The sequence below is a fragment of the Streptomyces sp. QH1-20 genome (assembly GCF_041283565.1).
Taxonomy (GTDB): domain Bacteria; phylum Actinomycetota; class Actinomycetes; order Streptomycetales; family Streptomycetaceae; genus Streptomyces; species Streptomyces syringius.
The window spans coordinates 2,711,575-2,728,263 of the sequence record NZ_CP166299.1; the positions used below are offsets into that span (position 1 = coordinate 2,711,575).

At 71.4% G+C, this 16,689-nt stretch carries 12 protein-coding genes; 7 read left to right on the forward strand and 5 right to left on the reverse strand.

The window, feature by feature from the left end; translation table 11 throughout:
- Nucleotides 1-16 precede the first annotated feature (16 nt).
- On the forward strand, nt 17-934 hold the full coding sequence (locus AB8O64_RS12220) for an oxidoreductase (protein ID WP_370419194.1): 918 nt from the start codon (nt 17-19) through the stop codon (nt 932-934).
- Between the two features lie 80 nt (nt 935-1,014).
- Here AB8O64_RS12220 and AB8O64_RS12225 read toward each other — a convergent pair whose 3' ends face one another.
- Nucleotides 1,015-1,524: a hypothetical protein gene (locus AB8O64_RS12225; protein ID WP_370419195.1), complete on the reverse strand. Its 510-nt coding sequence runs from the start codon at nt 1,522-1,524 to the stop codon at nt 1,015-1,017.
- Between the two features lie 364 nt (nt 1,525-1,888).
- Here AB8O64_RS12225 and AB8O64_RS12230 point away from each other — a divergent pair, with 364 nt between their 5' ends.
- From AB8O64_RS12230 to AB8O64_RS12245, 4 genes are all read left to right on the forward strand, one after another.
- A complete protein-coding gene (locus AB8O64_RS12230) occupies nt 1,889-3,799 on the forward strand; it encodes an APC family permease (protein ID WP_370419196.1) in 1,911 nt (636 codons plus the stop codon).
- A 96-nt stretch (nt 3,800-3,895) separates the two neighbouring features.
- A complete protein-coding gene (locus AB8O64_RS12235; protein WP_370419197.1) occupies nt 3,896-5,155 on the forward strand; it encodes an ABC transporter substrate-binding protein in 1,260 nt (419 codons plus the stop codon).
- A gap of 63 nt (nt 5,156-5,218) precedes the next feature.
- Entirely contained in the window at nt 5,219-6,151 is a 933-nt protein-coding gene (locus AB8O64_RS12240) for a carbohydrate ABC transporter permease (RefSeq protein ID WP_370419198.1), read from the forward strand.
- The gene (locus tag AB8O64_RS12245) at nt 6,152-6,988 is read left to right on the forward strand and encodes a carbohydrate ABC transporter permease (RefSeq protein ID WP_370419199.1); all 837 of its coding nucleotides are present in this window, start codon (nt 6,152-6,154) and stop codon (nt 6,986-6,988) included. It begins immediately after the preceding gene.
- Nucleotides 6,989-7,129: 141 nt separating this feature from the next.
- Here the strand turns inward: AB8O64_RS12245 and AB8O64_RS12250 are convergent, their stop codons facing one another.
- The 4 genes from AB8O64_RS12250 to AB8O64_RS12265 form a co-directional block, all read right to left on the reverse strand.
- On the reverse strand, nt 7,130-8,194 hold the full coding sequence (locus AB8O64_RS12250; RefSeq protein ID WP_370419200.1) for an ArsR/SmtB family transcription factor: 1,065 nt from the start codon (nt 8,192-8,194) through the stop codon (nt 7,130-7,132).
- 447 nt (nt 8,195-8,641) lie between these two features.
- A complete protein-coding gene (gene ppdK, locus AB8O64_RS12255) occupies nt 8,642-11,356 on the reverse strand; it encodes a pyruvate, phosphate dikinase (RefSeq protein WP_370419201.1) in 2,715 nt (904 codons plus the stop codon).
- A gap of 381 nt (nt 11,357-11,737) precedes the next feature.
- On the reverse strand, nt 11,738-12,868 hold the full coding sequence (gene dusB, locus AB8O64_RS12260) for a tRNA dihydrouridine synthase DusB (RefSeq protein WP_370419203.1): 1,131 nt from the start codon (nt 12,866-12,868) through the stop codon (nt 11,738-11,740).
- A gap of 73 nt (nt 12,869-12,941) precedes the next feature.
- Nucleotides 12,942-13,865 (reverse strand): helix-turn-helix transcriptional regulator, encoded by a 924-nt coding sequence (locus tag AB8O64_RS12265; RefSeq protein ID WP_370419204.1) that lies wholly within the window; start codon nt 13,863-13,865, stop codon nt 12,942-12,944.
- A 101-nt stretch (nt 13,866-13,966) separates the two neighbouring features.
- Here AB8O64_RS12265 and AB8O64_RS12270 point away from each other — a divergent pair, with 101 nt between their 5' ends.
- The gene (locus AB8O64_RS12270; RefSeq protein ID WP_370419205.1) at nt 13,967-15,433 is read left to right on the forward strand and encodes an MFS transporter; all 1,467 of its coding nucleotides are present in this window, start codon (nt 13,967-13,969) and stop codon (nt 15,431-15,433) included.
- A 164-nt stretch (nt 15,434-15,597) separates the two neighbouring features.
- Nucleotides 15,598-16,602 carry an aldo/keto reductase gene (locus tag AB8O64_RS12275; RefSeq protein ID WP_370419206.1) on the forward strand — a complete coding sequence of 335 codons (1,005 nt, stop codon included), beginning with the start codon at nt 15,598-15,600 and terminating at the stop codon, nt 16,600-16,602.
- Nucleotides 16,603-16,689: the final 87 nt, after the last annotated feature.

The window sequence follows — 16,689 nt, forward strand, 5'->3', positions numbered from 1 at the left end:
GAGGAGCACAGCAGACGTGACTGGCTGGACCGCGAACGACATCCCCGACCAGAGCGGCCGTACCGCCGTGGTGACCGGTGCCAACAGCGGCATCGGCTACATCACCGCCCGGGAGCTGGCCCGGCGCGGCGCGCGGGTGGTGCTGGCCTGCCGTGACTCGACGCGCGGCAAGGCGGCGGAGGAGCGGGTACGGGCGGAGGCGCCCGGCGCGGACGTGGTGTTCGCGCCGCTGGACCTCGCGGACCTCGCGTCCGTACGGGCCTTCGCGGCGGACCTCACGGACGACCGCCTGGACCTGCTGATCAACAACGCGGGCGTGATGGCGCTGCCGCAGCGCCGCACGGTCGACGGCTTCGAGATGCAGTTCGGTACGAACCATCTCGGCCACTTCGCGCTGACCGGGCTGCTGCTTCCCCGGCTGCGGGAGGCCGGGCACGGGGCGCGGGTGGTCACCGTCTCCAGCGGGCTGCACTTCCTCAGCACGGTCGACCCGCGCGACCTCAACATGGACCACCGCTACCGCCGCTGGATCCAGTACGGGCGTTCCAAGAGCGCCAACCTCCTCTTCACCCATGAGCTGGCGCGCCGGCTGACCGTCGAGGGCTCGCGGGTCTTGGCCGTCGCCGCGCACCCCGGGTACGCGGCGACCAATCTCCAGACCACGGGGGCACGGATGGAGGAACGCGCCTGGGCCGAGCGGGGCGCCGAGCTCCTCAACCGGGTCTTCGCGCAGAGCGCCGAGGAGGGCGCGCTTCCCTCGCTCTACGCGGCCACCGCGCCGGACGTCCGCCAGGACGACTTCTTCGGCCCCCGCGTGCAGCTCTGGCGCGGCGCCCCCACGCGCTCCGCCCGCGCGAAGTGGACGCTGAGCGACAAGGCGAGCGCGGGTTTGTGGGCGGCGTCGGAGCGGCTGACCGGCGTGCGGTACGGCTAGCCTGTCCGGCGGATCTTCGCGGGTGCGTGCTTTTCTCTGCGGGTCACGTTGGTGTGCACCTCCGCTGCGCGGCAGTGTCCTCAATCGCCGGACGGGCTGATTTCGGCTGAGCTCAACAGCCTCCGCGCCCCCTCCCCGTCAATACGCTCCGCCAGCGCGGTCAGCACTCCCGCTCCCTCCAGCAGCACGCCGCGTTCGCGGGCGCGGCGGGCTCCGGCGTCCAGGTAGTGCCAGAGCAGCGGGTTGTCGGCGAGGGCCTGGGGGTCGAGTTCGACGCGGCCTCCCGTGATGTCCCGCAGGACCAGGCGCGGTGCCATGCCGTCCTCCCGCCGGACCCGGGTGAGCAGGTCCGTCCGTACGCGACGCTCGCGCAGCACGCCGCGCGAGGCCAGCCAGCCGTCGCCGGCGGTGATCCGGGCCGGGCGCAGGACGAGGACGAGCGTGGCGCCGAGCGCCGCCCAGAAGCAGCCGTGCGGCCAGTCGAGCCCGCCCCGGCCGAGGTCGATGGCGGTGAGGACGCCGGCGAGCGCCAGGCCGCACAGCCAGGCGGCCCGCGCCTCGCGCCGCCAGCCGCGGTCCCAGGCGAGCACCCCGCTCGTCGTTGGACACGGGTACGGCCCTCGCCCGTAGTCAGCCCCGCGGCCATGCGCCAGCGAACCATGCACCCGCGACCGTAATGTCTGTCGGCGTCCCATGGTCCTGACGCTAGAACCGGCGCGCCCGCCGTACGCGCGGTGTTGACGCGGCCATGACGCCGACCCCGGCAACCCTGACGTCGCGCTGACGACCGCCCCTCCCCCGGCGTCAAGAACACGTGAAGAAACCGCCAAAACGCGCCAAGGCGCCGCCAAGGCCGGGCTCCTCCCTGGCATCACGGGCGCAACCTGAGCCTCCGGAGCGCCGAGCGCGACTCGCGCCAAGCGGCGACCCATCGTCACGGAGGTACGACCACTCATGTCCATGCTGGCCAACAAGCACGACCGGCCCGCCGGGACCGGCGAGCAGCCGCCTGATACCGAGGCCGCCCGGCCCGCGGCGGACGACCGGCACCGGTTGACCGCGACGCAGGGCCTGGCGGCTCTGTCGCTCGACGCGATGGCGTCCGTCGCGTACGGGCCCGAGGCGATCGTCCTCGTACTCGCCGCCGCCGGCGCCCACGGGCTGGGCTTCACGCTGCCGGTGACGCTCGCGATCGCGGCACTGCTGGCCGTGCTCGTCGCCTCCTACCGGCAGGTCATAGCGGCCTTCCCGGACGGCGGCGGCAGCTACGCCGTCGCCAAGCGCCATCTGGGGCGGCGCACCAGCCTGTTCACCGCCGCTTCCCTGGTGCTGGACTACGTACTGAACGTCGCGGTGTCCGTCACCGCGGGCGTCGCGGCGCTCACCTCCGCCGTCCCCTCGCTCTACGGCGACCGGCTGTGGATCTGTCTGGGCGTCCTCGCGCTGGTCACCGCCGTGAATCTGCGCGGCATCGTGGACTCGGCGAAGGCTTTCATCATTCCGACCGCCGTCTTCGTCGGATCGATCATGACCGTGATCGTCGTGGGGCTGTTCCGGGACGCGCCCGCCAGTACCGAGGCCGCCGCCGGTCACGCGTCCGCGCTGTCCGACAACGCGACGACCGTCGGGGCGCTGCTCCTGCTGAAGGCGTTCGCCGCCGGTTGTTCCGCGCTGACCGGGGTCGAGGCCGTGGCCAACGCCGTGCCGTCCTTCCGCACCCCGGCCACCCGGCGGGCGCAGCGCACGGAGGTCGCGCTCGGGGCGCTGCTGGGCATCATGCTCATCGGTCTGTCGGTCCTCATCGGCCGCTTCCACCTCCAGCCGGTCGAGGGCGTCACCGTCCTCGCGCAGCTCGCGGACGCCTCGCTGGGCCACAACTGGGCGTTCTACGTCGTGCAGTTCGCGACCGTCGTGCTGCTGGCGCTGGCGGCGAACACCTCGTTCGGCGGGCTGCCGGTGCTGATGGGGCTGCTGGCCCGGGACAACTACCTGCCGCACGTGTTCGGCCTCAAGGCCGAGCGGCAGGTCCACCGGCACGGGGTGCTCGCGCTCGCGGCCGTCTCCGCGCTGCTGCTGGTCTTCTCCGGCGGTGACGTCAACACGCTGGTGCCGCTGTTCGCGATCGGGGTGTTCGTCGGCTTCACGATCTGCCAGGTCGGCATGGTCCGGCACTGGCGGCAGGAACGTTCCGCCGGCTGGCTGGGCAAGGCGCTCCTCAACGGTTTCGGCGCGGTGCTCACGGGCGTGTCGGCCGTCGTCGTCACCGCGACGAAGTTCACCGAGGGCGCGTGGCTGATCGTGGTCGCGCTGCCGCTGCTTGTCCTGGTGTTCGAGGCCGTCCACCGCGCGTACGGGCGGATCGGGGCTCGGCTGGTGCTGGGCCGGGTGCCCGAGGCGCCGCGCCGCTGCCACTCCGTGGTCGTCGTGCCCGTCTCCTCGCTGTCGCGGCTGACCAGCAAGGCCCTGACCGCCGCCGTGTCGCTCGGCGACGAGGTCGTGGCGGTGACCGTCACCCAGGCCGACCCGGACGGGCGGGCGGCGGCGGAGTCGCTGCGCCGCGACTGGGAGCTGTGGCGGCCCGGCGTCGATCTCGTCGAACTGCCCGCGCCCTCACGATCCTTGGGCCGTCCGATCGTGGACTACGTACGGGAGATCGCGGACCGGCACCCGGACAACCGCGTCACCGTCCTCATCCCGGAGGTCGAGCCCGCGCACGTCTGGCAGCGGCTGCTGCAGAACCAGCGCGGCGCGGTCGTCGCGCACGCGGTGCGCCGGGACACCGACGCGGTGATCTGCCGACTGCGGTTCCGGATCGGCGCGACGCAAGGTGGCGAACCGGCCGGAAAGGCCGACACACGGCTGTAGCACCCCTGTCGTAATCCCCCTCCATCGTTGATCGTTGAGCCGTACGATCCAGGCGCTCAGTGACACGCCAACGTCAACGCAGCGAGGGGACGCGACATGCCGATCAGCCGCAGACGACTCCTGACAACCGGCGGCGGGCTCGCCCTGGCGGGCGGCCTCGCCGCCGCCTGCGGCTCCAACTCCGGGCGCGAAGGCAGCGGTTCCCGGTCCCAGCTGTCCCAGTGGTACCACCAGTACGGCGAGGCGGGCACCGAACCGGCCGTGCGGCGGTACGCGAAGGCCTATAAGCAGGCGGACGTCCGGGTGCAGTGGCGGCCCGGGAACTACGACCAGCAGACCGCGGCCGCCCTGCTGACCGACTCGGGGCCCGATGTCTTCGAGGTCAACGGCCCGACCCTGGACCAGATCCGGGGCGGGCAGGTCGTCGACCTCACCGACCTCGTGCACGGCGTCAAGGACGACTTCCACCCGGCGGCCCTCGCCCCCAAGACCCACGACGGCCGGATCTGGGCCGTCCCGCAGGTCATCGACACCCAGGTGCTCTACTACCGCAAGAGCCTGCTGGACAAGGCCGGGGTGAAGCCGCCCCGGACGCTGGACGAGCTGGTCGACGCCGCGAAGAAGCTCACCGACGCCCGGACCAAGGGGCTCTTCCTCGGCAACGACGGCGGCGCGGGCGTCCTCGGCGGCACCCCGCTGCACGCGGCGGGCCTGAGCCTGGTCACCGCCGACGGCAAGGTCGGCTTCGACGACCCCGCCGCCGCCCGTACGCTCGGCAAGATCCGTCGGCTCTACGCCGACAAGTCACTGCTGCTGGGCGCCCCCGCCGACTGGTCCGACCCCTCCGCCCTCGTCCAGGGGCTGACGGCCATGCAGTGGTCGGGGCTGTGGGCACTGCCGCAGATCAAAAAGGCGCTCGGGGACGACTTCGGGGTGCTGCCCTTCCCTTCCGACGGCCCGGGCGGGCGGCCCGCCGTGCCCGTCGGCGCGTACGGCAGCGCGGTCAGCGCCCGCAGCCGGCACAAGGAGGCGGCCAAGGCGTACGTGAAGTGGCTGTGGGTGGAGCGCACGGACTTCCAGCAGGACTTCGCGCTCTCCTACGGCTTCCACATCCCGGCCCGCGTCTCCCTCGCGAAGAAGGCCGACAAGCTGCGATCGGGAGCGGCGGCCGACATCGTGCGCTTCACCGTCGACCACGGTTACGCGCAGCCCCTTCTGTGGACGGTCGCGAGCCAAACCGCCTATCAGGACGCTCTCAGCCGCATCATCAAGGACGGCGCCGACCCCGACCGCGAGCTGAGGGCGGCCGTCCGCACGGCCGAGGCCGAGCTGCGACGCGTGAAGAAGACGTCCTGAATGGCGGCGCGGAGCAAGGCCGGAACGGTGCCTCGCGGCATGGCACCCGGTGCCGCGACACCCATGACACCCACGACATCCCGCCCGGCGCGGCAGCGGAACCGTACCCTCTGGTTCTGGATTTTCGTCGGCCCGTTCGCGGCCGGGCTCGTCCTCTTCACGTACGTACCACTGGCCTGGAGCGTCTATCTCAGCTTCTTCGACGCCCACAACACCGTCTCCCCGACCGACTTCGTCGGCCTGGACAACTACACGGCGATGCTGGGCGATCCGTCCTTCCGCGCCGCCCTGCTGACCTTCGCGGTCTTCACCGCCTTCATCGTCCCGACCACGTACGCGCTGTCGCTCGGCCTCGCGCTGGCGGTCAACCGGCTGCGGTTCGCCCAGGCGTTCTTCCGGTCGGTCTTCTTCCTGCCGACCGCCTGCTCGTATGTCGTCGCGGCCCTGGTCTGGAAGCTGTCGATCTTCAACGGGGTGCGGTTCGGACTGGCCAACACCGTCCTCGGCTGGTTCGGCGCCGACCAGATCGCCTGGCTGTCGACGACCGACCCGCCCTGGTACTGGCTGGTCATCGTCACCGTCCGGCTCTGGCTCCAGGCGGGCTTCTACATGGTGCTCTTCCTCGCCGGGCTCCAGCGCGTCCCACCCCAGCTGTACGAGGCCGCCGCCGTGGACGGGGCGCGGCCGGGGTGGCAGACCTTCCGGTACATCACCTTCCCCGCGCTGCGCGCGACCTCGATCGCGGTGGTGCTGCTGCTGGTCATCGGCGCCTTCCAGGCGTTCGACGAGTTCTACAACCTGCTCTCCGACGCGCGCGGCTACCCGCCCTACGCCCGGCCGCCGCTGGTCTACCTCTACTACACCGCCCTCGGCCAAGGGCAGAACCTCGGCCTCGGCAGCGCGGGGGCGGTCATCCTCGCGCTGATCATCGCGGTGGTGACGGTGGCGCAGGCACGCTGGTTCGGGCTCGGCGGCAAGGACGAGAAGGCGGTCTAGATGAACGACGCACTGGTACGGGCCGGCCGGGCGCTGCGGCTGGTACTGCTGATCGCGCTGGCCGCGCTGTTCCTGATCCCCTTCTACCTGCTCGTACGCAACGGCCTGGCGTCGGAGGAGGAGATCACCGCGCCCGGCTGGACGTTCTTCCCCGGGGAACTGCGCTGGTCGAACGTGCGCGAGCTCTTCGCCGACCCGAACGTGCCGATGGCGCACGCGCTGCTGAACTCCACGCTCATCGCGGTGGCGACGACCGTGGGCACCCTGCTGCTCGCCTCCCTGGCCGGCTACGGCCTGGCCCGTATCCCCTACCGCCACGCGAACGCCGTCTTCTACGCGATCCTCGGCACCCTGATGGTCCCGGCGGCGGTCACGTTCGTGCCGACCTTCGTGCTCGTCTCCTCGCTCGGCTGGGTCTCCACGCTGCGCGGTCTGATCGTCCCCACGCTGTTCAGCGCGTTCGCGTGCTTCGTCTTCCGGCAGTACTTCCTGGGCTTCCCCCGGGAGCTGGAGGACGCGGCGCAGGTGGACGGGCTCGGGTACTGGCGCACCTACTGGCGCGTCGTCGTCCCCAACTCCCGCCCGGTCTTCGCCGCCGTCGGCACGATCGTCTTCATCGGTGCCTGGAACGCGTTCCTGTGGCCGCTGGTGATCGGCCAGGACCGCGACGCGTGGACTGTCCAGGTCGCCCTGTCCACGTTCACGACCGCACAGGTCGTCAACATCCACGAGCTGTTCATCGCGGCCGCCGTCTCGATCGTCCCGCTGCTGCTGGTCTTCCTGCTGCTCCAGCGGTACATCGTGGCAGGGGTGGAGCGGTCGGGGATCGACGACTGAGGCGGCGGCCGGTGCGACGGCCCGCGCCACGGCCCGGCTGGGGGTCCGGGGGTCATCCCCCGGGAGAGTGCAGCATCGTCGCCGGGGTCGAGCGGTCGGGGATCGACGACTGAGGCGGCGGCGGGCTGATCGGGGCCGCCGTCACCCCCCGGGGGACTGCAGCATCGTGGCCGGGGTCGAGCGCTCGGGGATCGACGACTGGACCCTCGTCGACCGGTCCTTGGCGCACAGCTGGGTGCCGCGGTGGCCGCCGCGCAGCAGGGCCGCGCCCAGCGGTGTCAGCGTGTGCATCACCGCGCTGCCGTTGCGCAGGGTGAGCACCAGCCCGGCCTCGCGCAGCACACCGGCGTGCTGGCTGGCCGAGGCCGCCGACACGCCCACCCGGCGGGCGAGTTCGCTCGTCGTGCAGCCGCCCCCTATCGAACCGAGGACCGCGGAGCGGGTGTGGCCGACCAGCTTGCCCAGCGAGCGCGGGGCGTGCGTGACCGCGGGCGCGGACTCCGACATGTGCCGGGCGGGGTAGACGAGCACCGGGGTGAGCTCGGGGTTCTGGAAGGCCACCGGGGTGCGTCGGCAGAAGAACGACGGCAGGAGGAGTAACCCCCGCCCGTTCAGATGCAGATCACGGTCCACGGGGTAGTCGCACTCCAGCACCGGCCCCCGCCAGCGCATCATCGGCGGCAACGAGGACAGCAGTGCGTCGGCCCCGCCGTCCAGCAGCGCCCGGCCGCGCACCGCGCGGTCGGCCTCGATCTGCGCCTGGATGTGCGGCCAGTAGGGCTCTATGGCCGCCTGGTGATAGGCGTGCAGCGCGCCGATCAGCTTGCCGAACGCCCGGGCGTCGCCCTCGGCGAGCGATCGTATCCAAGCGGGCAGCGTGCGCGCGCCGGCCAGCCGGCCCAGCTCCTGGTGGACCCGGTCGGCGGGCGTGGCCCGCAGCGCCTGCATCCCGGACTCGAGCCCGAGTACGCCTTCGGGCGGTGTCAGGAAGTCGGGGAAATATCCGCGCGAGGGTACCAGCGGCGCGAGAAGCCGAGTTTCACCATTCAACCGAGTGCGGGTTTCCGAGCGCCAATCCCCGAAGATCGACTCGCCTTGTTTGTCCCGAAGTCGGTGCAAGCTCAATACGGTTTCCCAGAGTGCGTCCGGGTCTCCGGCCAGGCGCAACCGGGCCAGATCGAGTCCAGTGAAATGGACACGCAGCACCAAACCCCCACATGAGACATCCGCAACCACCCCCCGCTCACTGAGTATGCACACCGATACGAGGTGTTACCACGCCCTTTTGGCCACAGTTGAAAGGAGTCGCGGCGAACATCGCAGAAGCGAAATGCTATTCACGCACTCAGGGCCGCACCCGCTCGTTCCCGTGGGGGGTGGCGAGCGAAAAAGCGGTCGCTGAGTATGCGAGTTGCCGCCCGAGCCGATGCGGGCGGCAACAACTCCCGGTGGGGGAGTAAAGAGGGGCGGCGCTCCCGCACGGGCGCCGCCCCTTCGCCGTGCCCGCGCGGCGGGGGCGGCGGTGGGGCGCCGGGTGAAACCCACGCGTCACCTGCCGGTCACGCTCCCGGGGCTCCGCCCCGGACCCCGGTCCTCAAACGCCGGACGGGCTGGATTTCCAGCCCGTCCGGCGTTTGAGGACACAGCGCCGCGTCAGCGGCTGTCGCTGCCGCCGCCCAGTGCCGCGGCGCGGCCCGCCTCCAGGCGGGCGACCGGGATGCGGAACGGGGAGCAGGAGACGTAGTCCAGGCCCACCTCGTGGAAGAAGTGCACCGACTCCGGGTCGCCGCCGTGCTCGCCGCAGACGCCGAGCTTGAGGTCGGGCCGGGTGGCCCGGCCGGCCTTCACGGCCTCGCGGACGAGCGAGCCCACGCCGTCACGGTCGATGGTCTCGAAGGGGCTGACGCCGAAGATGCCCTTCTCCAGGTACGCGGTGAAGAAGCTGGCCTCGACGTCATCGCGCGAGAAGCCCCACACGGTCTGGGTGAGGTCGTTCGTGCCGAAGGAGAAGAACTCGGCGGCCTCGGCGATCTGGCCGGCCGTCAGCGCGGCGCGCGGCAGCTCGATCATCGTGCCGATCGTCAGCTTGAGGTTCGTGCCGGTGGCGGCCTCGACCTCGGCGATGACCTGGTCGGCCTCCTCGCGGACGATCTCCAGCTCCTGGACGGTGCCGACCAGCGGGATCATGATCTCCGCGCGCGGGTCGCCCTTGGCGTTCTTGCGCTCGGCCGCGGCCTCGGCGATCGCGCGGACCTGCATGGCGAACAGACCGGGGATGACCAGGCCGAGGCGGACGCCGCGCAGACCCAGCATGGGGTTCTGCTCGTGCAGCTTGTGCACGGCCTGGAGCAGGCGCAGGTCGTTCTCGTTGGCGTCCTGGCGGGCCTCGGCGAGGGCGACGCGCACCGACAGCTCGGTGATGTCCGGCAGGAACTCGTGCAGCGGCGGGTCCAGCAGCCGCACGGTCACCGGCAGGCCGTCCATGGCCTCGAACAGCTCGACGAAGTCGGCCTTCTGCAGCGGCAGCAGCGCGTCGAGGGCGGCGTCCCGGTCGGCGTCGGTGTCGGCCAGGATGAGCCGCTCGACCATCTCGCGGCGCTCACCGAGGAACATGTGCTCGGTGCGGCACAGGCCGATGCCCTGGGCGCCGAAGCGGCGGGCGCGGGCGGCGTCCTCGGCGTTGTCCGCGTTGGCCCGTACCCGCAGGCGGCGCGTGCGGTCGGCGTAGGCCATCATCCGGTGCACGGCCTGGACCAACTCGTCGGCGTCGTCGGCGCCCGCGTGCATGCGGCCCTCGAAGTACTCGACGACCGGGGACGGCACGACCGGGACCTCGCCCAGGTAGACCTTGCCGGAGGAGCCGTCGATGGAGACGATGTCGCCCTCCTCGATGACCACGCCGCCGGGGGCGGTCATGCGGCGGCGCTTGGTGTCGACCTCCAGCTCCTCGGCGCCGCAGACACAGGTCTTGCCCATGCCGCGGGCGACGACGGCCGCGTGCGAGGTCTTGCCGCCGCGCGAGGTCAGGATGCCCTCGGCCGCGATCATGCCGTTGAGGTCGTCGGGGTTGGTCTCGCGGCGGATCAGGATGACCTTCTCGCCGGAGCGCGACCACTTCACCGCGGTGTAGGAGTCGAAGACGGCCTTGCCGACCGCGGCGCCCGGCGAGGCGGCGATGCCCCGGCCCAGCAGCTCGGTGGCGGCCTTCTCGTCGAAGCGGGGGAACATCAGCTGGGCGAGCTGGGCGCCGGAGACGCGCTGGAGCGCCTCGGCCTCGTCGATCAGGCCCTGGTCCACCAGCTGCGTCGCGATGCGGAAGGCCGCGCCCGCGGTGCGCTTGCCGACGCGGGTCTGAAGCATCCACAGCTTGCCGCGCTCGATGGTGAACTCGATGTCGCACAGGTCCTTGTAGTGCGTCTCCAGCGTCTGCATGATCTGCATCAGCTGGTCGTACGAGGCCTTGTCGAGCTGCTCCAGGTCGGCGAGCGGGACGGTGTTGCGGATGCCCGCGACGACGTCCTCGCCCTGCGCGTTCTGGAGGTAGTCGCCGTAGACGCCGGCGTGACCGCTGGCGGGGTCGCGGGTGAAGGCGACGCCGGTGCCGGAGTCCGGGCCGAGGTTGCCGAAGACCATCGAGCAGACATTGACGGCCGTGCCGAGGTCGCCGGGGATGCGCTCCTGGCGGCGGTAGAGCTTGGCGCGGTCGGTGTTCCACGACTCGAAGACGGCCCTTATGGCGAGGTCCATCTGCTCGCGCGGCTCCTGCGGGAAGTCCCGGCCGGTCTCCTTGGAGACGATGCTCTTGAACTCCTCCACCAGGCGCTGGAGGTCCGCCGCGTCGAGGTCGACGTCGGTCGTGACGCCCTTCGCGCGCTTGGTCTCCTCCAGCGCCTCCTCGAAGAGCTCGCCGTCGACGCCGAGGACGGTCTTGCCGAACATCTGGATGAGGCGGCGGTAGGAGTCCCACGCGAACCGCTCGTTGCCCGCCTGGGCCGCGAGACCGGCGACGGAGGCGTCGGAGAGGCCGATGTTCAGGACCGTGTCCATCATGCCGGGCATGGAGAACTTCGCGCCGGAGCGGACGGAGACCAGCAGCGGGTCGTCGGCCTGGCCGAGCTTCTTGCCCATCCCCGCCTCTAGGGCGTCGAGGTGGGCGGATACCTCGTCACGCATCTCCGGCGGCTCGGCGCCGCTGGCGAGGTAGACCTTGCACGCCTCGGTGGTGATGGTGAAGCCGGGAGGAACGGGCAGACCGAGGTTGGTCATCTCGGCGAGGTTGGCGCCCTTCCCGCCGAGCAGGTCCTTGAGGTCCTTGTTGCCCTCGGTGAAGTCGTAGACGAACTTCTGGCGATCTGTGGTTTCCGGCACGGGACTCGACTCCTCACTGGGGTCCCCCCGTACACAGATGGGGGAAGGCCTGCTCAAACGTGCTGACGGCGGGGAGCCTACCCAGATCGAAGGCTTCTGGGCAGGTCCACTCCGCCGTCATACGGCTGTAACCACCCGTCCGCCAACAGATCGAAAGTGATCCACTTGACGCACGCTAAAGGGGGTCAACTTCAAAGCTTGAACTCAACCTCACGGATCTCATCCACACCATCACAGGGTGTCGAGAAATCGAGCCATTCGCCGTCGGAAAGTGAACGCAAGAGGGGTGGCACGCAGTGCCACCCCTCAGAACATTGACCCTCGTCTCAATCGCTCATCTGAGCGGACACCCGATCAGTGGTGGCGAGAATCACGCCGCTCTCAGCCGCCGGACGTGTCGAGCTCGGCGTCGGCACTCACAGCCGCACAGTCGTACGGATCGTTCAGCCAGCCGTCCGGGAGGACGACCCGGTTCCGCCCCGAGGTCCGCCCGCGCGGGCCGTCGGCACCGACCGGCCAGGGCTGGTCCAGGTCCAGCTCGCTCAGAAGAGCGTCCATTTCGCCCAAGGATGAGGTGATAGCGAGCTTCCGGCGCATGTCCGAGCCGATCGAGAAGCCCTTGGTGTACCAGGCGACGTGCTTGCGGAAGTCGATGACACCGCGCTCCTCGCTCTCCAGCCACTCCCCCAGCAGCTCCGCGTGGCGCAGCATGACCCGGGCGACCTCCTTGAGCGTGGGCGCGGCGGGGGCGGCCCCGCCACCCTCGAAGGCGCCGACCAGGTCGCCGAAGAGCCAGGGGCGGCCCAGGCAGCCGCGCCCGACCACGACGCCGTCGCAGCCGGTCTCGCGCATCATCCGCACGGCGTCGTCCGCCGACCAGATGTCGCCGTTTCCGAGCACCGGGATCTCGGGGACGGTCTCCTTGAGCCGGGCGATGGCGTCCCAGTCGGCCGTGCCGCCGTAGTGCTGGGCGGCCGTGCGGCCGTGCAGGGCGATGGCGGTGACGCCCTCCTCGACGGCGATCCGGCCGGCGTCGAGGTAGGTGATGTGGTCGTCGTCGATGCCCTTGCGCATCTTCATGGTCACGGGCAGCGCGCCCGCGTTGCCGACGGCCTCGCGCAGGATCGCGCGCAGCAGGTTCCGCTTGAACGGCAGCGCGGAGCCGCCGCCCTTGCGGGTGACCTTGGGGACCGGGCAGCCGAAGTTCAGGTCGATGTGGTCGGCGAGGTCCTCGTCCACGATCATGCGGACGGCCCGGCCGACGGTGACCGGGTCGACCCCGTAGAGCTGGATCGAGCGCGGCTTCTCGGTGCCGTCGAAGTGGATCAGCCGCATGGTCTTGGCGTCCCGCTCGACGAGCGCCCGGGTGGTGATCATCTCGCTGACGAAGAGCCCCTTGCCGCCGGAGAACTCACGGCACAGCGTGCGGAAGGGCGCGTTGGTGATGCCGGCCATCGGGGCCAGGACCACCGGCGGCTGCACCGAGTGCGGGCCGATCTGGAGCTGCGTCATGAAAGCGGGTTTCCTCGGGCTCGTGCGGAGGGGGTCGACCGTCCATTGTCCCCCATTCGGGTAAGGGGGCGGGTCAGGCGTCGGCGAGGGCCAGGGCGTGCAGTCGCCGCAGGCGCTCGTGGGACTCCTCGTCGGCGGGGGTGAAGGTCACCAGGCGCGCTCCGGGGTGCGGGCCGGTCCACAGACCGTTGTGGTCCAGGCGCAGCAGGCCCACGCGGGCCTGCTGGTAGGTCTTCGTCCGGTAGGCGACGGGCTGGACGACCTCGTGTCGCGCCCATATCTGCCGGAACTCGGGCGAGGCGTCGAGCAGCCTCTTGAGCAGGCACTTCCACGCGGGTTCGGCGATGTGCTCGGCCATGGCAGCCCGGAATTTGCCGGCCATGCCGCGCATCTGCTCCTCCCGGTCGACGACGCTCGCGGCCCAGTCGGGGTTGGTGAAGGTGAGCCACAGGCAGTTGCGCTCCTCCTGCGGCAGGGCGTCGAGGTCGCACATCAGCGTGGCGTAGGTGCGGTTGTAGGCGAGGATGTCGTACCGCGCGTTCTGCACACAGGCGGGGAAGGGGTCCAGCTGCTCCAGGATCTGCCGGAGCGGCGGCGAGACGCCCGCGCACGCGGTGTCGGGCATCGGGTCGGCGGTGCCGGCCAGGGCGAAGAGGTGGGCGCGCTCACCGGGGTCGAAGAGCAGCGCGCGGGCGATGGAGTCGAGGACCTGCGCGGACACCTGGATGGCCCGGGCCTGCTCCAGCCACGTGTACCAGGTGACGCCGACGGCGGCGAGCTGCGCCACCTCCTCGCGGCGCAGCCCGGGGGTGCGCCGGCGGCGGCCGCGCGGGAGGCCGACCTGTTCGGGGGAGATGCGCTCGCGGCGGCTGCGCAGAAAGGCGGCGAGTTCGCTGCGGCGGACGTCCGAGGCGGTCATGGCTGACGAGGCCGCCGGGGCTGTCGTGGCCGGCATGGCTGTCGTGACTGCCGGGGTCTCCTGCACCATCGTGGTCATTCTCCAAGGGTGCGGGACGCCCCAGTCGGTTGCCAGGTACTGCTTGTACCAGGATAAAGGCACTCTGGTACCTGGCTCCGCGAGCCGTCATCGTCGTATCCGTGAGTCGAATCCCGATAGCGAAGCCCGTCCCGTCCGCCCCTATCTCCCCCACTGCCCCGGCCTCCCCGGTCTCCCCGACCGGCAGAGCCGCGCTGAGCCCGCTCGGGCTGTTCACCGTGCTGATGGGCGCGGCGCTGCCGATGGTGGACTTCTTCATCGTCAATGTCGCGCTGCCCACCATCGACCACGATCTGCACGCGGGCCCTGCCATGCTGGAGATGGTGGTCGGCGGCTACGGCGTCGCGTACGCGGTGCTGCTGGTGCTCGGCGGACGGCTGGGCGACATGGTGGGCCGGCGGCGGCTGTTCCTGTGGGGCACGGCTGCTTTCGGCGTGACGTCGGTGGCGTGCGGGCTCGCGCCCGACGCCTGGACGCTGGTGGCGGCGCGGGTCGCGCAGGGCGCGGCGTCCGCGCTGATGATGCCGCAGGTGCTGGCGACCATCCAGGCCACCACTCAGGGCGCGCGCCGCACCAAGGCGCTCAGCATGTACAGCGGCACGGCCGGGGTCGCGAGCGCGGTCGGCCAGGTGCTGGGCGGGGTGCTGGTCTCCGTCGACCTCTTCGGTACCGGCTGGCGCTCGATCTTCCTGGTCAACGCCCCGGTCGCGGCGCTCGCGCTGCTGCTGACGGTCCGCACGGTGCCCGAGACGCGCTCGGAGCACCCGACGAAGGTGGACGGGCGCGGTACGGCGCTGCTGTCGCTGACGCTGGTGTCCCTGCTGCTGCCGCTGACGGAGGGCCGTTCGGCGGGGTGGCCGGTGTGGTCGTGGGTGCTGCTGGCGGTGTTCCCCTTCGCGGCCGTGGCGTTCGTGGTGGTGGAGCGGCGTGAGGAGCGCGCCGGGCGGACGCCGCTGGTGCCGCCGTCGCTGCTGCGGATCCACTCGGTGCGCAGCGGGCTGGCGCTCCTCGTGCCGTTCTCCATCGGCTGGGGCGGCTTCATGTTCGTGGTCGCGGTGGCGTTGCAGGAGGGGCTGCGGCTGGGCCCGCTCGCGGCGGGGGTGGCGCTGGTGCCGCTGTGCCTGACGTTCCTGCTCGGCTCGATGGTCGGGCCCCGGCTGGGTGCGCGGTACGGGCGGCGGGCGGTGACGGCCGGGACGCTGATCCAGGCGACCGGGCTGATCACCCTGGTGGCGACCTTCCACTGGGGCTGGGACGGGCTCGGCGCGCTGGGGCTGGCCCCGGGGCTCGCCGTGCTGGGGCTGGGCCAGGGGGTGCTGCTGCCGCTGACGCTGCGGACCGTGCTGAGCGAGGTGCCGGCGACCCAGGCGGGTGTCGGGGGCGGCGTCATGATCACCACGCAGCAGTCGTTCATGGCGCTCGGCGTCGCCACGCTCGGCACGCTCTTCCTCTCCCTGGCCCCCTCGGTCGGGATGCGCGACGCGCTGACGATCACGCTCGGGGCGCAGTTGGCGGCGGTGGCCGTGACGCTGCTGCTGAGCCTGCGACTGCCGCGCGCGGTGGGGTGAGCGGGGGGCGTCGGAGGAAGCCGGGGAACCCTCCCGAGGGCCTGCCGCCTGTCGATGACACATGGAATGACAGATATTGAAATCTGTCATTCCATGTGTCACTCTTCTGGTGTCGGCCCCTCTCTCGCCGACGTCCCCTCCCCGCCCCTGTGAAGGAGTCCCCCGTGCTGCACCGCACTCTCGGCACCACCGGCCCCCAGGTATCCGCCCTCGGCCTCGGCGCGATGGGCATGTCCGCCCTGTACGGCGAAGCCGACCGCACCGAGTCGATCGCCACGATCCACGCCGCGCTGGACGCCGGCGTCACCCTGATCGACACAGGCGACTTCTACGGCATGGGCCACAACGAACTGCTCATCAACGAAGCCCTGCGCACCGCGCCCGCCGGGGCCCGCGAGAAGGCCCTCACCAGCGTCAAGTTCGGCGCCCTGCGCACCGTCGAAGGCGGCTTCACCGGCGTCGACGGCAGCCCCGAGGCAGTCAAGAACTTCGCCGCGTACTCCCTCCAGCGCCTGGGCACCGGGCACATCGACGTCTACCGCCTCGCCCGCCTCGACCCGAAGGTGCCGATCGAGGAGACCGTCGGCGCCATCGCCGAGCTGGTCGAGGCCGGGCACGTCCGGCACATCGGCCTCTCCGAGGTGGGCGCCGAGACGATCCGCCGGGCCGCCGCCGTCGCGCCCATCTCCGATCTCCAGATCGAGTACTCGCTGATCTCGCGCGGCATCGAGGAGAGCATCCTGCCGACCGTCCGCGAGCTGGGCATCGGCGTCACCGCGTACGGGGTGCTCTCGCGCGGCCTGATCAGCGGCCACTTCACGCCCGACCGGCAGCTCGCCGCGAACGACTTCCGTGGCATGAGCCCGCGCTTCCAGGGCGAGAACCTCCGGCACAACCTCGACCTCGTCGAGGCGCTGCGCAAGATCGCCGAGTCGAAGGGCGCGAGTGTCGCGCAGACAGCGATCGCCTGGGTCCTCGCCCAGGGCGAGGACATCGTCCCCCTCGTCGGCGCCCGCCGCCGCGACCGCCTCACCGAGGCGCTCGGCGCGCTGGACGTCACCCTCGACGCCGACGACCTTGCCGCCATCGAGCGAGCCGTCCCGGCGGGGGCCGCCGCGGGCGACCGCTACCCGACGGACCAGATGGCGCACCTCGACAGCGAGCGGTGAGCCCTCCGGGCCGGTTGCGGGGGAAGGGGCGCCCCCTGCCCGGGCAGCCCGGTCGGCAGCGGCGGCCGGGTCACGGCGGAGCCCGGC

What these genes read in the sequence shown, in the direction of transcription:
- AB8O64_RS12230 (WP_370419196.1), top strand. Translation starts at nt 1,889, where the DNA reads ATGTCCATGCTGGCCAACAAGCACGACCGGCCCGCCGGGACCGGCGAG.
- AB8O64_RS12235 (WP_370419197.1), top strand. Translation starts at nt 3,896, where the DNA reads ATGCCGATCAGCCGCAGACGACTCCTGACAACCGGCGGCGGGCTCGCC.
- AB8O64_RS12240 (WP_370419198.1), top strand. Translation starts at nt 5,219, where the DNA reads ATGACACCCACGACATCCCGCCCGGCGCGGCAGCGGAACCGTACCCTC.
- AB8O64_RS12245 (WP_370419199.1), top strand. Translation starts at nt 6,152, where the DNA reads ATGAACGACGCACTGGTACGGGCCGGCCGGGCGCTGCGGCTGGTACTG.
- dusB (WP_370419203.1), bottom strand. Translation starts at nt 12,868, where the DNA reads ATGACGCAGCTCCAGATCGGCCCGCACTCGGTGCAGCCGCCGGTGGTC.
- AB8O64_RS12265 (WP_370419204.1), bottom strand. Translation starts at nt 13,865, where the DNA reads ATGACCACGATGGTGCAGGAGACCCCGGCAGTCACGACAGCCATGCCG.